This is a genomic window from Gardnerella sp. KA00288, assembly GCF_049244085.1.
Classification (GTDB): domain Bacteria; phylum Actinomycetota; class Actinomycetes; order Actinomycetales; family Bifidobacteriaceae; genus Bifidobacterium; species Bifidobacterium greenwoodii.
The window spans coordinates 1384580-1406670 of the sequence record NZ_CP058373.1 but is presented as its reverse complement, the minus strand read 5'-3'; the positions used below and the strand labels follow the sequence as shown (position 1 = coordinate 1406670).

18 protein-coding genes are annotated in these 22091 nt (G+C 44.3%); 17 read left to right on the top strand and 1 reads right to left on the bottom strand.

The genetic code is table 11. From position 1 onward, the window contains the following. Window positions 1-61: 61 nt before the first annotated feature. The 17 genes from atpE to HXT52_RS05440 all read left to right on the top strand — a co-directional run bounded on the left by atpE (window position 62) and on the right by HXT52_RS05440 (window position 18472). Window positions 62-295, top strand: coding sequence for an ATP synthase F0 subunit C (gene atpE / locus HXT52_RS05520; protein ID WP_004126223.1), 234 nt, complete (start codon window positions 62-64; stop codon window positions 293-295). Window positions 296-359: 64 nt separating this feature from the next. Further along, window positions 360-902 carry a F0F1 ATP synthase subunit B gene (locus HXT52_RS05515; protein WP_421775881.1) on the top strand — a complete coding sequence of 181 codons (543 nt, stop codon included), beginning with the start codon at window positions 360-362 and terminating at the stop codon, window positions 900-902. Between the two features lie 86 nt (window positions 903-988). Next, the gene (locus HXT52_RS05510) at window positions 989-1570 is read left to right on the top strand and encodes a F0F1 ATP synthase subunit delta (RefSeq protein ID WP_116794577.1); all 582 of its coding nucleotides are present in this window, start codon (window positions 989-991) and stop codon (window positions 1568-1570) included. A 16-nt stretch (window positions 1571-1586) separates the two neighbouring features. Beyond that, on the top strand, window positions 1587-3248 hold the full coding sequence (gene atpA / locus HXT52_RS05505) for a F0F1 ATP synthase subunit alpha (protein WP_004126217.1): 1662 nt from the start codon (window positions 1587-1589) through the stop codon (window positions 3246-3248). A 3-nt stretch (window positions 3249-3251) separates the two neighbouring features. Then, the gene (locus tag HXT52_RS05500; RefSeq protein ID WP_004134077.1) at window positions 3252-4256 is read left to right on the top strand and encodes a F0F1 ATP synthase subunit gamma; all 1005 of its coding nucleotides are present in this window, start codon (window positions 3252-3254) and stop codon (window positions 4254-4256) included. A 6-nt stretch (window positions 4257-4262) separates the two neighbouring features. After that, window positions 4263-5750 (top strand): F0F1 ATP synthase subunit beta, encoded by a 1488-nt coding sequence (gene atpD, locus HXT52_RS05495; protein ID WP_004134078.1) that lies wholly within the window; start codon window positions 4263-4265, stop codon window positions 5748-5750. 2 nt (window positions 5751-5752) lie between these two features. Beyond that, entirely contained in the window at window positions 5753-6067 is a 315-nt protein-coding gene (locus HXT52_RS05490; RefSeq protein ID WP_375169151.1) for a F0F1 ATP synthase subunit epsilon, read from the top strand. 633 nt (window positions 6068-6700) lie between these two features. Continuing rightward, complete coding sequence (locus HXT52_RS05485) at window positions 6701-7339, top strand: peptidase (RefSeq protein ID WP_421775880.1); 639 nt, start codon at window positions 6701-6703, stop codon at window positions 7337-7339. 599 nt (window positions 7340-7938) lie between these two features. Beyond that, window positions 7939-9189, top strand: a complete 1251-nt coding sequence (locus HXT52_RS05480; RefSeq protein WP_421775879.1) for a Fic family protein — start codon at window positions 7939-7941, stop codon at window positions 9187-9189. 8 nt (window positions 9190-9197) lie between these two features. Continuing rightward, entirely contained in the window at window positions 9198-10253 is a 1056-nt protein-coding gene (locus tag HXT52_RS05475; RefSeq protein ID WP_421775878.1) for an FAD:protein FMN transferase, read from the top strand. A gap of 205 nt (window positions 10254-10458) precedes the next feature. Beyond that, the gene (locus HXT52_RS05470) at window positions 10459-12201 is read left to right on the top strand and encodes an FTR1 family iron permease (protein WP_421775877.1); all 1743 of its coding nucleotides are present in this window, start codon (window positions 10459-10461) and stop codon (window positions 12199-12201) included. A 90-nt stretch (window positions 12202-12291) separates the two neighbouring features. Next, complete coding sequence (locus HXT52_RS05465; RefSeq protein ID WP_102695043.1) at window positions 12292-12936, top strand: iron transporter; 645 nt, start codon at window positions 12292-12294, stop codon at window positions 12934-12936. Between the two features lie 85 nt (window positions 12937-13021). After that, window positions 13022-14293 (top strand): DUF2318 domain-containing protein, encoded by a 1272-nt coding sequence (locus HXT52_RS05460; protein ID WP_119521409.1) that lies wholly within the window; start codon window positions 13022-13024, stop codon window positions 14291-14293. Between the two features lie 10 nt (window positions 14294-14303). Next, entirely contained in the window at window positions 14304-15638 is a 1335-nt protein-coding gene (locus HXT52_RS05455; protein WP_410314674.1) for an ABC transporter permease, read from the top strand. Continuing rightward, entirely contained in the window at window positions 15628-16911 is a 1284-nt protein-coding gene (locus HXT52_RS05450; protein WP_421775876.1) for an ABC transporter permease, read from the top strand. Before HXT52_RS05455 ends, HXT52_RS05450 begins: the two co-directional genes overlap by 11 nt. A gap of 52 nt (window positions 16912-16963) precedes the next feature. Next, window positions 16964-17809 (top strand): ABC transporter ATP-binding protein, encoded by an 846-nt coding sequence (locus HXT52_RS05445; protein ID WP_421775875.1) that lies wholly within the window; start codon window positions 16964-16966, stop codon window positions 17807-17809. Between the two features lie 45 nt (window positions 17810-17854). Further along, on the top strand, window positions 17855-18472 hold the full coding sequence (locus HXT52_RS05440) for an FMN-binding protein (RefSeq protein ID WP_421775874.1): 618 nt from the start codon (window positions 17855-17857) through the stop codon (window positions 18470-18472). A gap of 141 nt (window positions 18473-18613) precedes the next feature. Here the strand turns inward: HXT52_RS05440 and HXT52_RS05435 are convergent, their stop codons facing one another. Further along, window positions 18614-21913 (bottom strand): InlB B-repeat-containing protein, encoded by a 3300-nt coding sequence (locus HXT52_RS05435; RefSeq protein ID WP_421775873.1) that lies wholly within the window; start codon window positions 21911-21913, stop codon window positions 18614-18616. Between the last annotated feature and the right edge of the window lie 178 nt (window positions 21914-22091).

Below are 22091 nucleotides of genomic sequence, written 5' to 3'. Positions count from 1 at the left end.
CTTCAGATTTTACCCATCTTACGGGTTTATACTGGTTACTGTTTTAACAGAAAGGAAACCAATGAATAATATCATCGCTCTCGCAGGTTTGGTCGGCAACCTCAGCATTCTTGGCTTTGCTGTCGCAACAATTTCTCCTGCACTTGGTATGGCAATAGTCGTTGCTAAAGCTATGGAATCTACTGCACGTCAGCCAGAAGTTGGCAACCGTATTCAGTTGTTCATGTTCGTTGGCTTGGCATTTATTGAGGTTCTGGGCTTGCTCGGATTCGTTGCCTACATTATGGGAAAGTGAACCGAACGAAACAACTCGTTCCAGCACAAATATAAAAGTGTTGAAGGAATAGAAAGGACAAGCCATGGCACATGCATCTGAGAGTAATGGTTTGGCGTTGTTCTTGCCTGAGCCTTATGACTTAGTGTGGTCGTTAGTTGTTTTGGTAGTTCTTGCAGCGTTTTTCTACAAGTTCGTTATGCCTAAATTCCAGGCAATTCTCGATGAACGTGCAGAAAAAATCGAAGGCGGAATAGCTAAAGCAGCAAACGTGCAGCATGAAGCTGACGAATTAAAAAGTCAGATGGAAGAAGAGCTTGCTCAAGCTCAAGCTGATGCTGCAAAAACTCGAGAAGAGGCTCGTACGGAAGCTTCAAAAATCATTGGCGAAGCTAGACAACGCGCTGAAAAGGATGCTGCAAAAATCATTAGTGAAGCGCAGCATTCTATTGAAGCTCAGCATCAGCATGCCATGTCCAGCCTCCAAGGAGAGGTATCGGTTCTTGCAGCGGCATTAGCTGGCAAGATTCTTGCATCCAAGCTGGATGACGATACTGTGAGCTCCAAAATTATTGATCATGTGATTGATGAAGTTGGAGAAGCTAAAAATTCGGATCAAAGCAAGTAAAGCTTTAAAGTATTCATCTAAATTAATTTATTGAGATTAATACGTAAATTGCGTTACTTCGTTATTACAGAAACGAGGAGGTAAGAATGCCAGAAAAGGCATCGCGTGCAAACGACAGTTTGTCGCGTTCTTCTCTTGCGCAGGCCATCTCAGATGCGCACGATGAAGCGCAGCGCATCGCTGACGAACTTTCGTCAATGATGGACATGATTGATCAGTATCCTGAGCTTTCTGATGCGATTACCGATCCGAATAGATCTTCGGAAGATAAGTCTCGTCTAATTGACGAGCTTATTGGAGGTAAAGCGCACCCTGTCGTATTGCGCATTATGCATTATCTAGTAGGAACGTGGCATGGTGGTTCTGAAAGTGGCAAAACCGGCAGCTTCGGCGGCGCTTGGTCAGGATTTGAGCGTGAAGCTGGCGAAACATTGGTCACTGTCACTACTGCTCAGCCGCTTACAGATAAGCAAATTAAGCGTTTGATTGAAATCTACAGTAATAAGTTGGGTCATCGTGCATACATTAACCCAATTGTGGATCCAAACGTGCTTGGCGGCATGCGTATACAGATTGGTGATCAAATAACTGATCGCACCATGTTGATGCAGCTTAAGCAGTTGCAACGTTCTGCGCGCAATGGCGCTTGGACACAGGCAGTGAAGTAGTAAATTAAGGAGAATTATGGCGGAACTATCTATTGATCCCGCCCTGATACGCAAGGCGCTCGACGGGTTCGTTGACTCGTACAAGCCTACCGACATGCCAACACAAGAAGTTGGCTATGTTGTTACGGCTGGTGACGGCATTGCGCACGTAGCTGGATTGTCCGGCTGCATGGCAAACGAGCTGCTCACATTCGAGAACGACACCTTGGGCCTTGCGTTTAACCTTGATGCGCATGAAATCGGCGTTGTTATTCTTGGCGATTTCACAGGCATTGAGGAAGGGCAGGAAGTATACCGCACAGGTGAAGTGTTGTCTGTGCCGGTTGGTGACGCTTATCTTGGTCGTACTGTGGACCCGTTGGGTAATCCAATCGATGGTTTGGGTGCGATTGAGTGCAGTGAGCGTCGTATTCTTGAAGCCCAGGCTCCAGACGTTATTCACCGTCATCCAGTTGACGAACCTTTGTCTACTGGTTTGAAGGCTATTGACGCAATGACGCCAATCGGTCGCGGTCAGCGCCAGTTGATTATTGGCGACCGTCAAACTGGTAAGACGGCAATTGCAATCGATACGATTATCAACCAGCGTGCTAACTGGGAAACTGGAGATCCAAAGAAGCAGGTTCGCTGCATTTATGTAGCAATCGGTCAAAAGGGTTCAACAATTGCTTCCGTGCGTCAAAGCCTCGAAGAAGCTGGCGCTATGAAGTACACCACAATCGTGGCAAGCCCAGCTTCTGATTCTGCAGGTTTTAAGTACATTGCACCTTACACCGGTTCTGCAATCGGCCAACACTGGATGTACAACGGTAAGCATGTTTTGATTGTTTTCGACGATTTGTCTAAGCAAGCAGAAGCATACCGTTCAATTTCCTTGCTTTTGCGTCGTCCACCTGGGCGTGAAGCATACCCAGGCGACGTGTTCTATTTGCACTCTCGTCTGCTTGAACGTTGCGCTAAGCTTTCCGACGATTTGGGTGGCGGTTCTATGACCGGCCTTCCAATTATCGAAACCAAGGCAAACGACGTTTCTGCATACATTCCAACCAACGTGATTTCTATCACCGACGGTCAGATCTTCTTGCAGTCTGATTTGTTCAACGCAGGTCAGCGTCCAGCAGTTGACGTCGGTATTTCTGTTTCTCGTGTTGGTGGTGCGGCACAGGCTAAGGCTTTGAAGAAAGTTTCAGGCATGTTGAAGATTTCTTTGGCTCGTTACAAGTCTTTGGAATCCTTCGCAATGTTTGCTTCCGATTTGGATGCAGCTTCCAAGGCTCAGCTTACTCGCGGTGCGCGTTTGACGGAGCTGCTTAAGCAGAAGCAGTTCTCTCCTCGAGCAATGGAGCAAGAAGTTGTTTCTGTGTGGGCAGGTACGCACGGCAAGCTTGACGATATTCCTGTGAAGGATGTTTTGCGTTTTGAAGACGAATTGTTGGATTACCTCGATAAGGGAACTGACATTTTGCAAGTAATTCGCGATACTGAAGATTTCACTAAGGAAACTGAAGCTAAGCTTGATGCGGCCATTGAAGATTTCCGTAGGACGTTTAAGACTTCTGTTGGCAAGCCTTTGATTGTAAAGGATTCGTTGCCGCCGGCTGAAAATCCTGCTCCTGTTGAAAAGGAACAGCTTGTAGCTAAGCCAAAAGCAGATAGTCGCGAGCCTGAGGGGAAGTAGCGTATGTCCTCCCAACTTGCATTGAAATCGAGAATTATTTCCACACAGTCTTTAGGTAAAATCTTTAAGGCTCAGGAAATGATTGCGTCTTCGCATATTGCAAAAGCGCGTGATATTGCGCTTAATGCTAAGCCTTATAGTGACGCAATTTTCGATGCCGTGCAGGCGTTGGTAGCTCATCACGAAGCAAATATTAAGCATCCTATTTTCGGTAAAGAGCATGCTGGCAATCGCGTAGCAGTTCTAGCTCTTACTTCTGATCGTGGAATGGCTGGTGCGTTTACGTCTTCGATTATTCGTGAGACTGAAGCGCTTTTAGCCAAGCTCGATGCAGAAGGTAAGCACGCGGAACTGTACGTGTACGGTCGACGCGGTGCAACTTACTACAAGTATCGCAATCGCGATGTGGCAGGTACGTGGGAAGGTTCTACTGACCATCCTGACGTTACTATTGCAGAAAAGATTTCCGATACTTTAATGGACGCTTATATGACGCCGGAAGCAGAAGGCGGAGTTTCGGAACTGTATATTGTTTTCACCGAATTTATTAATATGGTGAGGCAAAAAGTTCGTACGTTGCGTATGCTGCCAGTTGAGCTGGTTCCTTTGAAGGATGGTGAGGAGTTTGCTATGCACCGTCCTGATTACGAAGCAGCTTCTGGACCTTCAGCATCGTTGTCGTCTACTAGTGCAGTTTCAGCTCGCGAAGAAGCAGTGAGTCGCAGCAATCCAGAGGCTGTTGAGTATTGCTTCGAGCCAAGTCCGGATGAAGTGCTGGATGCTGTTTTGCCGAAGTATATTCAGTCTCGTATTCACGAGTGCTTACTTACTTCTGCTGCTTCTGAAACAGCAAGTAGGCAGAACGCTATGCATACGGCTACAGATAACGCCCGCAATTTGGTGGATGATTTGACAAGAAAGCTTAATGCTTCTCGTCAGGCATCCATTACTCAAGAACTTACCGAGATTATCGGCAGCGCTGATGCGCTGAATAATGAGGAGGATTAGGAGCATATGGCTGAAAATCAGACCACAGCGCCTCCAGAAGCTGAGCAGGAGGTCGATCCAACAGCTGGTCGCGTAACCCGCGTTCAGGGTTCCGTGATTGACGTTGAATTCCCAGTCGGCTATCTGCCGGATATTTACAATGCTCTCAAAGTCGATATCAACACCGTTGGAAACACGGAAGGTGATACCGTTCACGAGATTACGCTGGAAGTTGAGCAGCACCTTGGTGATTCGACTGTGCGTGCAGTTGCGTTGAAGCCTACTGACGGCTTGGTTCGTGGTGCTTTAGTGCGAGATACCGGCGGCCCAATTTCCGTACCTGTTGGCGATGTTACTAAGGGTCACGTTTTCGACGTTACCGGCAACATTTTGAATGCTAAGCCTGGCGAGAATATTGAAGTAACTGAGCGCTGGCCAATTCACCGTAACCCACCTGCTTTCGATCAGCTTGAGTCTAAGACTCAGATGTTCGAAACCGGCATTAAGGTTATCGATTTGCTCACCCCTTACGTTCAGGGCGGTAAAATTGGTCTGTTCGGTGGTGCAGGCGTTGGTAAAACCGTGTTGATTCAGGAAATGATTCAGCGCGTTGCACAGAACCACGGTGGTGTTTCTGTGTTTGCTGGCGTTGGTGAGCGTACCCGTGAAGGTAACGATTTGATTGGCGAAATGGCTGAGGCTGGCGTTTTGGAGAAAACGGCACTTGTCTTCGGTCAGATGGATGAGCCTCCTGGGACTCGTCTTCGCGTGCCTCTTACCGCGTTGACTATGGCTGAGTACTTCCGTGATGTGCAGAATCAGGATGTGTTGCTGTTCATCGATAACATATTCCGCTTTACTCAGGCTGGTTCTGAGGTGTCCACTTTGCTGGGTCGTATGCCTTCCGCAGTTGGTTACCAGCCAAATTTGGCAGATGAAATGGGTGCGTTGCAGGAGCGTATTACTTCTACGCGCGGCCATTCCATTACGTCGCTTCAGGCTATTTATGTGCCTGCTGATGATTACACCGATCCTGCGCCTGCAACAACCTTTACGCACTTGGATGCAACTACTGAGCTTTCGCGTGATATTGCAGCTAAGGGTATTTACCCAGCTGTGGATCCTTTGACTTCTACTTCTAGAATTTTGGATCCGCGTTACGTTGGTCAGGCTCACTACGATTGCGCAAACCGCGTTAAGGCTATTTTGCAGCGTAACAAGGAGCTTCAGGACATCATCGCCTTGATTGGTATCGATGAGCTTGGTGAGGAAGATAAGACCACTGTGAGCCGCGCTCGTAAGATTGAGCAGTTCCTTGGTCAGAACTTCTACGTGGCTGAAAAGTTCACAGGTCGTCCAGGTTCTTATGTGCCAGCAGACGAAACCATTGAGGCGTTTACTCGCATTTGCAATGGTACTTACGATGATATTCCGGAACAGGCGTTCTCGGGTATTGGTGGCATTGACGATCTTGAGCGTCGTTGGCACGACATGCAGCAAGAGTTTGGTGCGTGATCATGGCAGAGAAGCAAGTAAAATCGCTGCACGTTAGTGTTGTGGCAGCCAGGCATCCTGTTTGGGAAGGTGACGCCAAGTTTGTGGTCATTCCTTCTGTGAATGGCACAATGGGTGTGCTTCCTGGGCATGAGGCTGTGCTTGCGTTGATTGATCACGGTTTTGTGAAGGTTGACGATTTGAAGGGTGTGCGTCACGTTTTTAAGGTGACGGATGGCTTCTTCTCGGTTGACTCTGACAATATTACGATTGCTGTTGAGCACAGTTGTAACGTTGATAAAGACGGCAACGTGCTGCCTAACGCTAAGGTGATTTAGGTTGCTTTTGTTGCTTATGTAAGTTTGTTGCTTTTGTAAGTTTGTAAACTTACGTAAGTAAGGTAATCTCTTACAAGGTAGGAGTTTGGGTATTCTCAAGCTCCTACCTTTTTGTTATTATGTCTGATTTTTGATTAATTTCTGGGTAGGCGGCATAAACTGCTCAGCGGTGAGTAGTTTATGCCGCTTTTTCGCGTGATTCCGACCAAAACGACTCAGTCGTGAGTAGTTTATGTCGTGTGTGAAGGCGACCTCCGCGCGTGTCGCGGGAAAAGTGACGGTTTTTCAAGGGTTTGCGGGCGGCGCGGGGGAGCTGCCGCGAGTTTCCTGAGAGTTTTCTGAGAAAAATCTTTGAAAATCGTGAAATAGTATTTTTTACGATTAAACATTGCTGTTTAGCGTATTTTTTTATAGTTTTACGCGCTTTTACTTGAATATTTTTGTAATTTTGTTGATGTTTTTTGTTTTGGACGCTTGTTTTTGCTCTTGACTTTTTCGAACGGGGGGGGGGTATGTTAATAACAGCTTTCAGCTAGATGCTCTATCTGAAAGTTATCCACAAGAGATTGATTTTGTGGGTTTATGTTTTTCACTGCGTTTTAAGCGTGGTGGAGAAGAAGAAAGGAAAATATTATGTTTAACAAGAAGGCTATCGCCGCACTCGCTGCTGGCGCCACCCTCGTTTCCGGCTTGGCTTTCGCCGCCCCAGCAATGGCTGACGGTGATCAGACTGCTCCAAAGACTGATCAGACTGCTCCAAAGGCTGATCAGGGTAAGGCTCCTGCTGCTGGTGAGCAGGGTAAGGCTCCTGCTGGTGGCGAGCAGGGTAAGGCTCCTGCTGCTGGTGAGCAGGGTAAGGCTCCTGCTGCTGGTGATGAAGCTACTTATGATAAGTCATTCTATAAGACTGAGGACTCTCAAGCTCTTGCTGATCGTTTGAATAAGGAGAAGAAAGAGAAGGAAGAGAAGGCTAAGGCTGAAGACGAGAAAGATAAGTATGAGCATTCTCCATTTGGCAATAAGGACATGGATTACAAGAAGTGTGTGAAGCTTTACGGTAAAGATTCTCTCGAGTGCAAAGCTGTCGCTGACTACCTCAAGCGTCATGGTCAGAAGGTTGATGACAAGACTAACGATAAGAAGTCTGACAAGAAGGCTGAAGCTAAGAAGGCTGCTCCATTGGCTAAGACTGGTGCTGCTGTAGCTTTGGCTGCTGTTGCTGCTTCCGTGCTTGCTGGCATGGGTGTTGCTCTTCGCAAGATCCGTCACTAAGCTTTTAGCACATTAAGTGTGTTGATTGTTTAATGATTTGTGAGCGTGCTGTATGTGAGTATGGTGCGCTCACTTGTTAAATCTTTCACTCAACGTGCTGCGAATGCTGTTTAGTGTTTTGTGGCGGGTTTGCTTTCGGGCTTTTGCATGATTCTACTGTTTTGCCAAATCTCTTTCTTCACGGTAGTGTTGTGCGCTGGCTTTAGGGGGCGTGACTGTTGAGTGTTTGGCTGGCTTGTTTGTTAGGGAAACGAGTCGGTTTTGTTAAAGGGCTTGGGTTTGGTGCTACTAGGGGCATCAGGCTCCAAGCCCTTTCTTCGTATGCGTTCCTATTTATGCTAAGCGACTAAAACAGCACGCGCGTGAGTAGTTTATACCGCTGTTTTGCCAAAATGTCGGTATAGATGAATGTTTTTTGCGTGCTATGCCTTCATTTTGCGAAAATGTAGGTATAGAATAGATTTTTACGTTAGCTATGCAATCATTTTGTGATAAATGCGTTGTTTGTATATAAGCAAAATATTGCAAGACATTACTACAAAATCATCAATAGCATAAACGCAATAATGTAAACGCAATAATATAAATGGAGTCGCATTATGGATTACAAAACAATACGCAAAATAGTTGCAATGTCTAAAAGTAATGCAAAACCGTGCGATATTGCTGAAGAAGAATATCGATCGCGCATTGATAATCCTGCGACGTATCGTTCTGGAATCGTATTTGACGCTCATGAGATTTTTGCAATGTGTGTAACGGATCTTGTAACGTGCATGAATTATATTGCGAATACTGAAAAAGCGGTTGAAAAAGCGTGGAGTAGGTTGCCGCGGTTTGCTCAGCGCGAGTATTTAATGCAACTTATTGCAAAAGAAGTGCAAAATACCAACATTATTGAAGGTGTTCACAGCACTAGAAAAGAGCTTTCCAAAGCACTTGATGCTGCAAACGAGCAGAATAATCATACGCGTTTTAGTGAATTTACTAAGCTTTTTCTTGAACTTGCAGATTCAAATGAATGTGACACTTCGATTCCACAAACCTTGCAATATATACGAAAAATCTACGACAGTATTATGCAGGGCGAATTAGAAACAAATAATATTCCAGATGGTGAGATTTTTAGGAGTGGAAAAGTAAGTATTCGCGATGGTGCAAATAATGTAGTACATGATGGCGATGCAACGGAAGCGGAAATTCAAAAGCATTTAACGCAGATGTTGCATTTGATGAATAGTAGTGACGTTCCAACGCTTATTAAGGCGTGCATGTGCCACTATGCTTTTGAGAGCGTGCATCCATTTTATGATGGAAACGGCAGAACTGGGCGGTTTTTGCTTGCTTTGCAATTGCATGAGCAGCTTTCGATGCCAACAATTTTGAGCTTAAGTTCTATAATTTATGCAGAAAAGTCTGGATACTATGCTGCTTTTTCTAAAGCTCAGGAACTATTTAATTGCAATGATTTAACTATGTTTTGTTGCACAATGTTGGAATATATTGTAAAAGCACAGGGCGAAGTGTTTGAGAATATTAGTGTGCAATTAAAGCACATTATTTACTGTATGGGTAAGCTGCGTGAGCTTTTCCCAGAGGAAGAAATTTCTAAAGTGCAGCGTGAAGCTCTGTCTATTTTGTTGCAAAATAAGCTTTTTTCGTATAATCCAACTCCGATGACTCGCAAGCAATTAAGCGAATACGTTGGAAACTCAATTGGTGAGCAGGTTGGTGAGAGAAAGATTGTGAGCGCGCTTAACGGTTTGATTGAGTTTGGAATGGTTGATTCTATCGGCGAACGTCCTATTCGGTATGAGCTTTCTAAAAAAGCGAATGAAATGTTTGCGTGAGGCAAGTGATGTTTAGGAATCTAATGGCGTTTGAGCGCGCGCTTGGAACGGGGATTATTATTTCCAGCAGCAAGCCGATTCCTGAGCGCGCTGAGCAGCGGATTCGCGCTTTTGTTGAAGAGTATGAGCGCACTCTTTCGCGCTTTCGTGCAGATTCGCTTGTTTCGCGCATGGCTTGTGCGGAGCATGGCGGCGATTTTGAGTTTCCAGCGTGGGTGCAGCCGCTTTTTGCGATTTATGACGAGTTTTACGCTGCCACGCACGGAGCTTTTGATGCTTGCGTTGGCGCGGATCTGCTTGCGCTTGGCTATGATAATTCCGTGCAATTCGTTCCGGAGTCGAAAGCTGGCGAAGGTAAGGATGAGAATATCAGCAGTGGCAGCTGGAGCAAATATCGCCGCGCTCTGCCAGTTAAGTGGGCAGATATTTCGCGAGATAGTGGCAGCGCAACGCTTCACACAAATCAGCCAGTGCAGCTTGATTTTGGGGCAGTTGGGAAGGGCTATTTTGTAGATCTTGTAGCGAAGATTATTAAAGATGGGCTTAGCGGCGATTCGCCTTCGGATTGTGATTCGCCTTCGGATTGCGATTTTTTGGTAAACGCTGGCGGAGATATGTGCGCTTGTTTTAGTGAAGAAAATAGCCAAATAAAAGTGGCTCTGGAAAATCCGTTTGACACAACTCAAGCGGTAGGTGTGGTATCAATTGCAAGCGGAGCGCTGTGTGCGTCGTCTAGTGCAAGAAAGCGTTGGAAAGTAAAAGACGCAAGTTATTTAGGAAAAGATGCAAATGGCTTTGAGTCTAATTTAATTGCGACTCACTTGATTAACGCTTTAGATGGAACTCCTGCGCAAAAACTTTCTGCAAGTTGGACTTACGTTCCTGCTAAAACTTGCGCTTTTCCAACTGCTTACGCTGATGCGCTCGCAACTGCGTTGTTCGTATCGCAAGAAAGCGATTTGCAAAAAATCGTGCAAACTACCAGCGCTGAGTTTGCTGTAATCTCGCCAAATCATGCGCTTCGCAAAACGGCCGCTTTCCCAGCGCACTTTTTTGCTGACTAATCACGAAAAATGATATTGATAATTCTCGTTATCAATATCATTTTTGCAATATTTGCGTGTTTTTTGCTCCGAACTATATCAATCTACATGATATGTCGATATTATGTACCTGTGGGGCCTTTGATGGCAAGTTTTAGTTGGGTGCGCTCAATCGGGGTAGAGCGCGTTGAGAAGCAGGAAGTGTAAGAAGACACGAGGAGATGTTATGCGCGCGTGTAAAAGTGTGCGCCGAGTTGTTTCCGGTGCTACCGCGCTCATGCTGGCTGTATGCATGGTTATGTGCATGTCTATGTGCACGTTTGCGAGTTTTGTTATAAGCTCGTTTGCTGTAACTATGCCAGCTTTTGCAACAGACGCAGATCGTTCGTACGCTAGTTGGTCGGATGTTTCTAAGGCGATTGATAGCCAATTGCAGCAGGGTCAAAGCGAATATAAAAGCGGCAATAATTCGGGAGCTGCCACTAGATTCCAAGCAGCTTATAATTCCGTTTATGTTGCTTCGAATATGATTACTGTTGTTCGAGATACTTTTGGTCAGAATAAAGTTCAGTCGCAAAGCGATCAATTCCAACAGCTGCAAACGCTTGTGTACCAGCAAAATCAGGGAGATCAAATAGCAGCTGTGTCAAAAGCTCTTTCGGCAGATGTTGCGCAGACTGCAGCTCAGCTTGACTCAAACTCAAAAATAGATAAGCCGAATATTTACGCGCAAAAGCTTCGTGCGCAAATCAAAGCAGAGCGTAAAAAGCTTGACGCTGCAAAAAAGAAGAATCTTGGACGCAATGGCCGTACGTGGAGTCAAGTTGCTCGAGAAATGAACGTTATTCTCGACAAATCCGTTGCAACCTACAAATCTGCAAAAGGCAACAAGTCTCAAGTTGCAGCAGCAGTTGATTTAATCAACGAAGCCTACTACCAGTATTACGAAAAGCTCGGTTTTGAGAAGAACGTAATGAATGCAATAAGCGGTAGTCGCGTTTCAACAGTCGAATATCAGTTCAAAGAGTGCCGCCAAGCAATGAACAACGGAAAAACGGTTGAGCAAGCTAAAAAGTTCGTAACGGATCTTAAAGCAATGCTTATTGAAGACTCGGCGAAATTAGACAAAGGCGCATCTTCAAACGCGAATCCGTTTATGCAGTTTATAACAAGTTCTTTCGGACAAGCTTTTGTGATTTTGCTTCGCGAAGGCTTGGAAGCGCTGCTGGTTGTTGCCGCAATTATTGCGTACCTGATTAAATCCGGCCACAAAAACATGGTTAAGTACATTTACTTAGGACTTGCTGCCGGTATTGTGGCTTCGTTGATTGTTGCAGCTCTGTTTGGCTTACTTTTCAACGGTTCCGGACCTCAGCAAGAGATTACAGAAGGCGTGGTTGCACTGTTTGCAATGCTTATGCTTTTGTACACAAGCAACTGGATGATTTCGCGTTCTTCCGTACAAGCGTGGAATAAGTATATTAGTGATCAGACTACGGCTGCAGTGTCTAAAGGCAGCCTGATTTCACTCGCTCTGCTTAGCTTCCTTGCGGTGTTCCGTGAAGGTGCAGAAACTGTAATCTTCTATCAGGCTATTTTTGCTGTTTCAAGCGGAGCTGACTCCCTGATTTGGGGTGGTTTTGCTGCCGCTGCTGCAGTTCTGGTAGTTATATTCTTGCTTATTCGTTTTGCTTCCGTTCGCATACCAATTCGCCCATTCTTTACCGGCACAAGTGCTCTTATGTCTGTGCTTGTGGTGATTTTTGCCGGCGGTGGCGTGCATGCCCTTATTGAGGGTGATGCGCTCGCAGGTATGTATATTCAAGTCTTGCCAACTAACGATTGGCTTGGGTTCTATCCGTACGTGGAAACGATTACGGCTCAGATTGTTGCTGCAATCGTGGTAATTTCGCTACTTTGCGTGTCTATTGCGCGGAGTCGTGGAAAGCGCGCGATAGAAGGTAAATAGGCAAAATTAAATAAACAACAAATAAATAACTAAATAACAACTAAACATAAATAATAAAAATAACTAATCAATCAAAAGAAAAGGTTAGATATGAAGAATAAAAAAATGATGGCAATTGCAGCTTTGGCTCTCGCAGGTGTGCTTGCGCTTGCCGGCTGCGGTTCTAACGGAAATTCCGCAAAGTCTGCTTCTAAGTCACAGGCAACCGAGCAGAAGGCTGACGACAAGGCTGATGACAAAGGCGGCGATAAGGGCTTTGAAGAGGTTCCAGTTGGCCCTCACCAGGATCAAAACATTGGACCTCTTACTATTGGCGCCGTGTACTTCCAGCCAGTGGACATGGTTCCAGCTGGCATGGGTTTGAAGGCTTCAGAGGCTAGCTTCCACCTTGAGGCAGATATTCATGCTAACCAAAAAGGCACTAAGCTCGGCTACGGTAAGGGCGAGTTCATTCCAGATTTGACTGTGAACTATGAGATTGTTGACAAGGCAAGCGGTGAATCTGTTGTCAAGGGTACTTTCATGCAGATGAATGCTTCCGATGGTCCTCACTACGGTGCAAACGTTAAGCTCGACAAGGCTGGAAACTACAAGCTCGTGCTTTCAGTCGAATCCCCAGAAAAGAAGGGTTGGATGCTTCACGTCGATCCTGCTACCGGCGTAACCGGCCGCTTCTGGACTGAGCCAATCAAGGCCACATTCGACGACTGGAAGTACACTCCTCGCCAGTGGTAGTAATAGTTAGTAATAATTAGTAATAGTTAGTAAATATTAGAAACTATTGAATAATAGATTGTAACTAATAGCAAAGGAGGGAGTTATGCTCAGACTGTTCGTGACAGTGCTTCCTGGGCTGCTCCCTCTTATGCTACTTACAATGGGCTTAAGTGCTTCTCTTACAGTGGGTGAGGGGCGAGATAAGCCGCTGAGTGCACGCTGGAGACTGTACGGATTGTCGTTTGGCACAGTTGCTGCACTTATTTTTGCAATTCTTCGCGCAAGCGTAGTAATTAATCAGCGTAACTTTGTGAACATGCCGGCGCTTTGCGTTGCAGTTCCTTTCGATATTGCAGCGATTGCTGTTGTAATTCGCTCTCGCAAAACCGTTGAAAACTGGCGTGAGCATCCACTTGCAATGCACATAAGCAACGCAATCGGCGCGTGCGCACTAGCATTTACAGTATTTTATGCGCTTCCGGATGTTATTTTGCAGCTTACTATTTTTGTAGATTCAAGTACGCCGCCTTTTACATCCGACATGCTTCTTCGCGCGCTCGGATTCGTGCTTGGTGCAGCTGCCGCGATTTGCATAAGTCTTATGGTGCGCTCTTTGCGAGCCACATCTAACGCAATTTCCTTCAAAATTGCAATTGTGCTCAGCATGATTATTCTGCTTGTGCAGCACGTAACTTCACTTTTGCAGATTATGCAAGGAAGTATTCTGCTTTATATTGACGACTTTTCTTTCAGCGTGCTTGTTTGGCTGATTAACAATAATCCGCTTATGATTATGGCGCAAATTAGCGTATTTTTGATTCCTGCAGTTGCGTCTCTCGTAATCGGTTTTAAGACGGCAGTAGTTGGCGAAAATGCTGCAGAAATTCGCACAAAGCGAGCTTTTAAGCGGAAATCTCGAAAGTCTGCGCTCGCAGCACTTTTGGCTGCGCTTACAGTAATACTTACGCTTACTGCAGGCGTATCTATTATGAATATTAAGCCAACTCTTACGCCTCCTGAACCGTACGAATTGCACGATGGCTTGGCAACTATCAACTTTGTGCAAATTTCAGACGGCCACCTTCATCGTTTCCAATACAAAGCAAAAGATGGCACTGTTATGCGCTTTATAATCATTAAAAAGAATGGTGGAGCGTACGGTGTTGGCTTGGACGCGTGTGAAAACTGTGGAGATGCAGGCTACTACGAAAAAGACGGTAAGATTATTTGCCGTAAATGTGACGTAGCAATTAACTTAGCAACTATTGGATTTAAAGGTGGTTGCAATCCGATTCCGTTCCCGTACAAGGCTGGGCATGGCAAAATCACAATTCATACTGCTGATTTAGACGTGCTTAGTTCGCACTTTAAGTAAGGAGCAACTAATGTTTATGATGCGCATGGTTGCTCGATCTCTTGTGAGGCAAATAAAAAAGCGTGTGCTGATTGCGCTTGTAGTGTGCTTAAGTGCGTGCGTTAGCGTGTCAATGCTTAGCGTTGTGTACGACGTTGGAGACAAGATTAACGCCGAGCTTAGCTCGTACGGTTCGAATATTGTTGTTCAGCCAAAATCTAGCGCTGTTGTAAATGATTTGTATGCTTCTCGCGAGCAGGAAGACGCTGCTTCTTTGCATAATTTAGCAGCTGCCGAAAGCCAAGAGTCTACTGCTTTTTTGAAGGAATCAGACGCTGCAAAAATTAAAATGATTTTTTGGGCGTTTAATATTACGAATTTTGCGCCGAAAATAAAAGTTCACGCAAATCTTGAATCGAAGTCTTCTACTAAAACTGTTGTGCCTATTGTTGGAACTTGGTTTAATCGCAAGCTTGCGCTCGCTTCAGGGGAAACAACTGTTGTTGGTGTTCGAGGCTTGCGCTCTTGGTGGAAAATTAATGCAGGCCGTTGGGCAAAAGATAATCAATCCGAAGCAATGGTAGGTTCGCAGTTAGCTGAGCGCTTGCACTTAAAACTTGGCCAGCGTTTGCATTTGCTTCGCGACGGACGTGAGGTTTCGCTGCGCTTAGTTGGCATATACGATTCTGGTGACGACGATAATAACGCAATTTACGCAAGCTCTAGCGATGCTCAAAACCTTGCAAATAAGCCGAATATGGCTGATTTGATTGAGGTAAAAGCGCTTACTACTCCGGAAAATGATTTAGCGCGTAAGGCGGCTAAAAATCCGGCAGCGCTCAGCCAGGAAGAGTGGGAAACTTGGTATTGCACTGCTTACCCGAGTTCGATTACTTACCAAATTGAGGAGGTAATTCCTGGAGCTGTTGCAAAGCAGGTTCGTCAAGTTGCAGCTCTTCAGGGTAACGTGTTAAATAAGACGCGCGCTGTTATGGTTTTGATGACTGCTTTGAGCTTGATTGCTGCGGCTGTTGCTGTGGCGAATCTTATGGCTGCTTCTATTTCTGAGCGTTCGGGCGAGCTTGCCTTACTCAAGGCTTTAGGTGCGCGTGATGGTGCTGTTGCTCGTCTTATGCTTATGGAAACCGCGGTTATTGCGTTTGGTGGAGCGTTACTTGGCATGGCTTTAGGATTTGCGGTTGCGCAGATTATTGGTTTTACAGTGTTTGGCTCTGCGATTTTGTTCCGACCAATGGTATTTGTTCTGGTGTTTGTGCTGCTTGCGTTGACTGTGCTTGCGGCTGCAGGCTCGTCGATTCGTTCGATTCTGAGTGTGCGTCCTGCGGAGGTGCTTCATGGCAGGTAAATCTTATATGACTTCCAACAATTCGATGTTTATAACTATGCTATTTAGCGCGGTATTTCGCCGAAAATCGCGTGCTTTAATGGCTGTTATTGCAACTCTTGTTGGTGCTGCTACGCTGTTTTGTTTGGCTGCAATCTGCTTGGTTGTGCCTCAGCAGATGAGCGACGAAATGCGCGCGTACGGAGCGAATATTATCGTAACTCCTTTAGAGGGTGAGTGGAAAAACGGTATTGATCGCGCAATGGTTTTGCACACAAACGATATGGTTCTTGCAAAAGGTGCTATGCGTTCTGCTACATATCGTTACGAAAATGTGCGTATTAACGCAGCTCCGTATGTTTTAGCAGGCATTGATGTGCGTTCGGTAAAGTCGCTTAATAAGCATTGGAATGTGGATGGCTCTTGGCCGAGCAGCGGAAATGTGATGGTTGGGCGAGATGTTGCTTCGGCGATGGGCTTAAAAATAGGTTCTCGTATTGCGATTGCGTATAGGTCTTCGGATAATACTGACGGTTCGCATAAGCCGGCAGAAAAGTCCGCAAGTAAGTCCGCAAGTAAGTCTTCATATCAGTCTGCGCAAAAATCTTCTCAACAAAAGCTTGTTGAAGGCCGCGTTTCAACGGATATTATGGATACTCACGGCACAACTTTCCGCGTTTGTGGCATTTTAGACACTGGCGGCGCGGAAGATTCTATGCTTTATGCTCTTAATGCGGATGTGAATACTCTTACTAGAGTTAAGCGCGGAGCAGACGTGATTGCTTACTCGTCTTCTGCGCCTAGTGTTGATGCTGTTGTGAGAAGTATTAACGACATGACTTCTATGCGTGTGCGCGCTCAGCAGGTTACTAAAGTTACTGCTGCTGACACTGGTATTATTACAATGCTTCGCAGCCTGTTCTGCATTGTGTCGCTAGTTGTTCTAGTGTTGATGATGGTTGGTGTGAGTACCACTATTTCTTCGATTGTGCAGCAGCGTCGAAACGAAATTGGCTTGCGTAAAGCTTTGGGTGCAAGTGCCAAGAGTATTGGCGTGGAATTTACTGCCGAAGCTGGATTATACGGCTTGATTGGCGGCATTGCTGGTACTGCAGTAGGGTATGTGTTTGCTCGTTTGCTTGCAGCAATGGTGTTTGCTAGAGATTTGGGCGTGAATTGGTGGCTTGTTGCATTTTCTGTTGCATTTAGCCTGATTGCTTCTTGCGTTGCTGCGTTGCCGCCTGTTTTGCGCGCTTCAAAAATTGACCCTGCGATTGTGCTTCGAGAAGAATAGCTTTTAGAGTGATTTTAGAGTGATTACTAAGGATTTGAGTTAAGGATTTAATATGACAGAGAATAAAGAAACTAAGCCGGAGAACACAAAAGCTACGCCAAAAATGCTTTTGACTTTGGACCATATTTCCAAGATTTATGGATCTCTTCGCGCGGTTGACGATTTGTCGCTTACTGTGCCAGAAGGCGAGTGGCTTTCAATTGTTGGCTCGAGTGGTTCTGGTAAAACCACGCTTATGAACATTATTGGCTGCATGGATTCGCCATCTAAAGGCTCTGTGTCTTTGCAAGGTCGCAAACTTGAGGATTTGAATGCAGGTCAACTTGCAGACGTTCGTAAAAACGTAATTGGCTTAGTTTTTCAAAAGTTTTATCTCGTGCCGCATTTAACGGCAGTTGAAAACGTGATGGTTGCGCAATACTATCATTCTGTTGTTGACGAAGCTCAAGCGGTGGATGCTTTGGATCGAGTTGGTTTGAAGGACCGCGCTCACCATTTGCCAAGCCAGCTTTCTGGCGGTGAGCAACAGCGTGTTTGCGTTGCGCGTGCGCTTATAAACTGCCCGAAGTTGCTGCTTGCGGATGAGCCGACTGGTAATTTGGATGAAAAAAATGAGCAGATTGTGCTCGACTTGTTTAAGCAGCTTCATTCCCAGGGCACTACGATTATTGTTGTAACGCACGATTCTTTGGTTGCTCAGTGTGCGGATCGCGAAATTATGCTTAATCACGGTGTGCTTGTTGGTGAGCGCTGGAATAATGAGGATGCTCGCAAAGCGTACGAGGCGATTGGTGGAAAGCCTGCGTTTACGAGTGCGCATATTGATGAAAGCGTTGCGGAAGCTTTGCAAGACCATGAGCCTACTAAATCGCCTAAGTTGGCGAATTTAGATGATTAGTTGCGCGAAGTTTTAAAATATACAAGATTTAAAGGCGATGATTTTATGGTTTCAGATAATATGTTTCACGATGTTTCACGCGATGATTTGAAATCCAAAAAAGTTACAAAAACCGTTGCTACGCTTGCGATTGTAGCCGCGTCGTCCGCTATGTTTTCTGCTTGCGGTGAGCCGAGTGCTGTGCCGATGAACGATGAGTTCGCTGGTAATTCCGGTCAGAGCGCGGATGATGGTGGTAATCCTTCTGGAAAGTACGATGCTGGCGCTCAGCAATCTAAGTCTTCTGCGCAAATTGAGGATTCTGGAGATTCGCAAGATTCTAAAAACCAGCAGAATCAGCCTAAAACAGACACCGGCAATTATAAAGATGGCGACTACAAAATCAAAGCTACGTATGGCCCGGTTGCAGAAGATAGTATTGAAATAAATTTAAGCGTTGCAAATGGAAATGTTAGCGATGTGCAAATAACGTCTCATCCGTTTACGCCGATTTCCAAGGGCCATATGGATGCATTCTCAAAGGCTATCCCCGGCAAAATCGTTGGTAAGCCGTTAAAAGATTTGCATATTTCGGTTGTTGCTGGAGCAAGTTGGACTAGCGATGCCTTCAACAAAGCGCTTGACGTTGCTCGCCAAGAGGCTTCAATTCAATCCGCAAAATAATTTACAGCAACCTTAATTTTTAATATAACCGTGATTAATATAACCGTGATTATATTGTTGAATATTTGTGTGTATTAATAGGGGTTAGTACTGCAGTTGTTTTTACAATACTAACCCCTATTTTGTTTGTTTTTTATGAAATTATTGCTTATTTATTTTTATGCGCTTTAATTTTGCTATTACTACAGCAAGTCCGAATATTGCAATCGCAGAAAAGGCAGTCAGTAATATTTCGCTTCCTGTTTTTGGAAGTTGGTTATTTTCGTTTTTGCGCTTTTCTATGATTTTATTATTTGGATTTTCTTTTGGAAGTGGTGTAGTGTTTTGTGTTTTTTCTGGAGTCGGCTTATATTTTGGCCATGGTGTTTGTTCTGGGTTTGGTTCTGGAATAGGTGTTGGTTCAGGAACTGGTGTTGGTTCAGGAACTGGTGTTGGTTCAGGAACTGGTGTTGGTGGTGTTGGCGGTGTCGGAGGAGTTGGAGGCGTTTGTGGATCATATTCTACGGTGAGAGAAATACCATTAGCACCTGCTGCTGCGTCAGAGTTTTTCCCTTCGCTTGTTTGTGAGCCGTTCCAAGTAAAGTCAAATAATTTCGTTGTTCCATTAAATGTTGCAGCTGCGTGGAATGAGCCCGATACGGTTCCAACAATTGTAGCTTTTCCGGAGAAATCTTGGTTTATCTTTATTCCCGGAATAGTGATTTTCATTGCGTCGCCAAGATTTGTTTGTACTGCTGTCTGCAATTCCGCATACGTTTTAATACCAGATTTCAAATTAATAGTAACTGTTACAGTCTTGTCTTTAACTTGCACATTCTGGATAGCAAAAGTATCTGAGAATCCATCGAGCTTAAGCGTATTTTTTGTGATATTTTCAGGCAGCGTTAAACCGTCTGGGATAGTAAATGTAGCCATGAAAGAAGATGTCATATCGCTGAGAGCAATATTGCTATAATTTTCCTTTTTCACTGTTTTAAAAGTATTTTCTATCGCTTTCATTTGGTCTTTTACTACTGAAGCTGCGATTGTTCCAGTGAAATCAATAGTTTGTCCTGGTGTAACTTTGTATGCTGTAGTTGCTGTGTTATCGCCAGTTAATAAATCTGCAGGAAGATCAATATTCTCCTGCTGTATGTGTTCAATGCTTGGATCAATCTTCCACTTAAGGTAGAAGGTAAGGTCATCGTTCACTTTTGGATCATTGTCAATAGTAGCTTTTTCTGTTCCATCCTTGTCTTTGAACCAGTAGTAGTAATCTGTTCTATACACATAGCCAAAGAGTGAGTTTTCTTTTTTCTCATTTATTAAATGATAATATTTGCGCGTGGCAAGATTCGTATAATTTGCATCCGAATCGGAACTTGCTTTGCCACTAATGCCAGGTGTGTCTATATTGACATTATCATCCAAACTTTTAATAAGATTGATTAGCGTCTTGTTTTCGCTAAATTTTGCTGTTTTCTTCACAACAGCAACTTCTCCGCCGCGCTTATCTTTTTTAATATCAAATACTTTTGTATTTTTCTTAAAGATGCTGCTATCGGAGAAAGTTCCGCCATTCGCAGAGAATTTTACTGTAAATTCTTTTTCTTCCCAATTCGCATATAAGTCAATTAAGTTTTTATTCTTCGCTATAGCAATATTGCTACCTGCTTTTACAGTCTCACCTTTGCCGTTTTTCTCTGTGGTCCAACCTTTGAAGACCATTCCTTCGCGGGCAAATTTTGCATTATTCTTAATAACTTCGTCGAATGAAAGAACTTTGCTGGTGCGTTTTGGGTTAGTTTCACTAACAAGGTATGTTGCATCATCTTGAGCGCAATTATGGTAGCGAACAGCATAAGATGAGGCATCTTTTTCCCATTTTGCATACACTGTTGTGTCGCTTGTTATAGGCATACTTTCAGTAAATTGTTGCTCTTTATTCTCAGCGTTCTTGAAGAACCACCCGAGGAACTTATATCCAGGAGCAATTGGATTTGCTGGTACTTCAGTACTTCCTCCTGCCACTGTTTTTGCAAAGTTTAATGCGTAACCTCGTATGGCAAGGGATTCTTTTGCTTTAGTTGAAGAGTCAGAGAATATAGCTTCTTTAGCTTTTTTAGAATCCTCAGCTTTTGTATCATTGAGCTCGAATGTCACTTTTGCTGCTGGAACCCATACGTGTTTTTCGTTATCTTTAGAAGCTTTTTTAACTGAGTATATGTAGGCATTTCCATTTTTGTTAATTGGTTTTATCTCATTTACAGAACTATCGGCAAGAGTAAAAAGGCTTAGCTTTTCATTACCGTTTTCTTTACCGTTTACAGGAACAGTGCTTCCCTTGTTGCTGTGATAATCAGGAGCATATGTAACCATGTGTGAGCCTCCAGTCACAACATAGTTATTTCCTGTTCCAGCTCCACCGTCTGCATTTTTACTTGCTGGGCTATCTATTAAGCAGTCTCCTCTAAGTTCAATAGAGCCGTTTTCTTGAGCTCCAAAAAGCGCTCCACTATTTTTTCCATTACCTTTGATTGTAGAATCTGTGAGAATTACTTTTCCGGTATTTACATTTAAGCCGCCAGTGCCACCATTATTAAATTCAAGAGTAGAGTTGGTAACAGTTAATTTTCCGTTTTCTATTCCAACGGAAATGCCTGCTGTAGATCCTGCATTCGCAACAATCCGTGAATTATTGGTAACAGTTGAGTTGCCTTGAATTGTTAAACCAGTTGAGTTCCTCCAGCCAATTTTATTAATAACAAACTCCGAATTATCCATGTTTAATTTGTTTACGTAGTATGACATTCCAAAGCCTGCTACAGTAAGTGAAGAATTCTCCAAAGTTAAATCTCTTGCATCAAACCATGTGCGAATTTGTGATTTAACGTTAATAGTAGCGTTTTCGAAAGTAATACCATCAGCATAAAAATCTGTATTACATTTGTCGTCGGCAGTAATTTTTAATTTATCTTTACTTGTACCTTTTACTGTTCCTGCAAGGTAGATTCCGTGACTTTCTTCTTCTGCGTTATCTTTGAAAGTGTATGTGCCATCCGTAATAAGAGAGCCTTGTTCTGCTGTAAGAGCTACCCTAAATGCAGTCATTTTCAATTCGCCGTCACCGCGAAGTGTGGAACCAGATTTCAGCGTGATGCCATCGTTGGTATTATTCGAGCCTGCTATTGTGGCGCCGGATTTATCGATAGAAAGTGTAATGCCTTGTGGAATTTCTATAGGTGCATTAAGTGAAAAATTGCCTTTAATGTTGATATTTGCAGGTTTTTGTGTGGCTTTTTCAAGAGCTTTTTGAATAGTTTTTAATGGCTTACTTTCAGATCCATCGTTGGAATCTAATCCGTTTGTGCCATCTACAACAAGTTGTGTTTTTGGAGCTGGGTTAGTTACGGTTACTTCTGCTGATGGGGGGGGGTAATAGCTAATGCACTTATTGGACATACAGAAAGTAGTGACATTGCTGCAATGATAGTTGAAGTAGTAAGTATGCGCATGCCGTTATATTTATTATTTCTTCTCATTGTTAGCTCCATATTGTCTGCGGAAGTTTGACATTAGTTAATGCATCGTATCAATACAATTTCTACACTATACCAGTAGAAGACGAAAGTATACTCGT

Bases quoted from the DNA above. Each gene is read 5' to 3' on its own strand.
- HXT52_RS05450 (WP_421775876.1), top strand. From the start codon at position 15,628: ATGGCAGGTAAATCTTATATGACTTCCAACAATTCGATGTTTATAACT.
- atpE (WP_004126223.1), top strand. From the start codon at position 62: ATGAATAATATCATCGCTCTCGCAGGTTTGGTCGGCAACCTCAGCATT.
- HXT52_RS05440 (WP_421775874.1), top strand. From the start codon at position 17,855: ATGGTTTCAGATAATATGTTTCACGATGTTTCACGCGATGATTTGAAA.
- HXT52_RS05455 (WP_410314674.1), top strand. From the start codon at position 14,304: ATGTTTATGATGCGCATGGTTGCTCGATCTCTTGTGAGGCAAATAAAA.
- HXT52_RS05485 (WP_421775880.1), top strand. From the start codon at position 6,701: ATGTTTAACAAGAAGGCTATCGCCGCACTCGCTGCTGGCGCCACCCTC.
- HXT52_RS05515 (WP_421775881.1), top strand. From the start codon at position 360: ATGGCACATGCATCTGAGAGTAATGGTTTGGCGTTGTTCTTGCCTGAG.
- HXT52_RS05510 (WP_116794577.1), top strand. From the start codon at position 989: ATGCCAGAAAAGGCATCGCGTGCAAACGACAGTTTGTCGCGTTCTTCT.
- HXT52_RS05480 (WP_421775879.1), top strand. From the start codon at position 7,939: ATGGATTACAAAACAATACGCAAAATAGTTGCAATGTCTAAAAGTAAT.
- HXT52_RS05460 (WP_119521409.1), top strand. From the start codon at position 13,022: ATGCTCAGACTGTTCGTGACAGTGCTTCCTGGGCTGCTCCCTCTTATG.
- HXT52_RS05475 (WP_421775878.1), top strand. From the start codon at position 9,198: ATGTTTAGGAATCTAATGGCGTTTGAGCGCGCGCTTGGAACGGGGATT.
- HXT52_RS05465 (WP_102695043.1), top strand. From the start codon at position 12,292: ATGAAGAATAAAAAAATGATGGCAATTGCAGCTTTGGCTCTCGCAGGT.
- HXT52_RS05490 (WP_375169151.1), top strand. From the start codon at position 5,753: ATGGCAGAGAAGCAAGTAAAATCGCTGCACGTTAGTGTTGTGGCAGCC.
- HXT52_RS05500 (WP_004134077.1), top strand. From the start codon at position 3,252: ATGTCCTCCCAACTTGCATTGAAATCGAGAATTATTTCCACACAGTCT.
- HXT52_RS05470 (WP_421775877.1), top strand. From the start codon at position 10,459: ATGCGCGCGTGTAAAAGTGTGCGCCGAGTTGTTTCCGGTGCTACCGCG.
- atpD (WP_004134078.1), top strand. From the start codon at position 4,263: ATGGCTGAAAATCAGACCACAGCGCCTCCAGAAGCTGAGCAGGAGGTC.
- atpA (WP_004126217.1), top strand. From the start codon at position 1,587: ATGGCGGAACTATCTATTGATCCCGCCCTGATACGCAAGGCGCTCGAC.
- HXT52_RS05445 (WP_421775875.1), top strand. From the start codon at position 16,964: ATGACAGAGAATAAAGAAACTAAGCCGGAGAACACAAAAGCTACGCCA.
- HXT52_RS05435 (WP_421775873.1), bottom strand. From the start codon at position 21,913: ATGTCCAATAAGTGCATTAGCTATTACCCCCCCCCATCAGCAGAAGTA.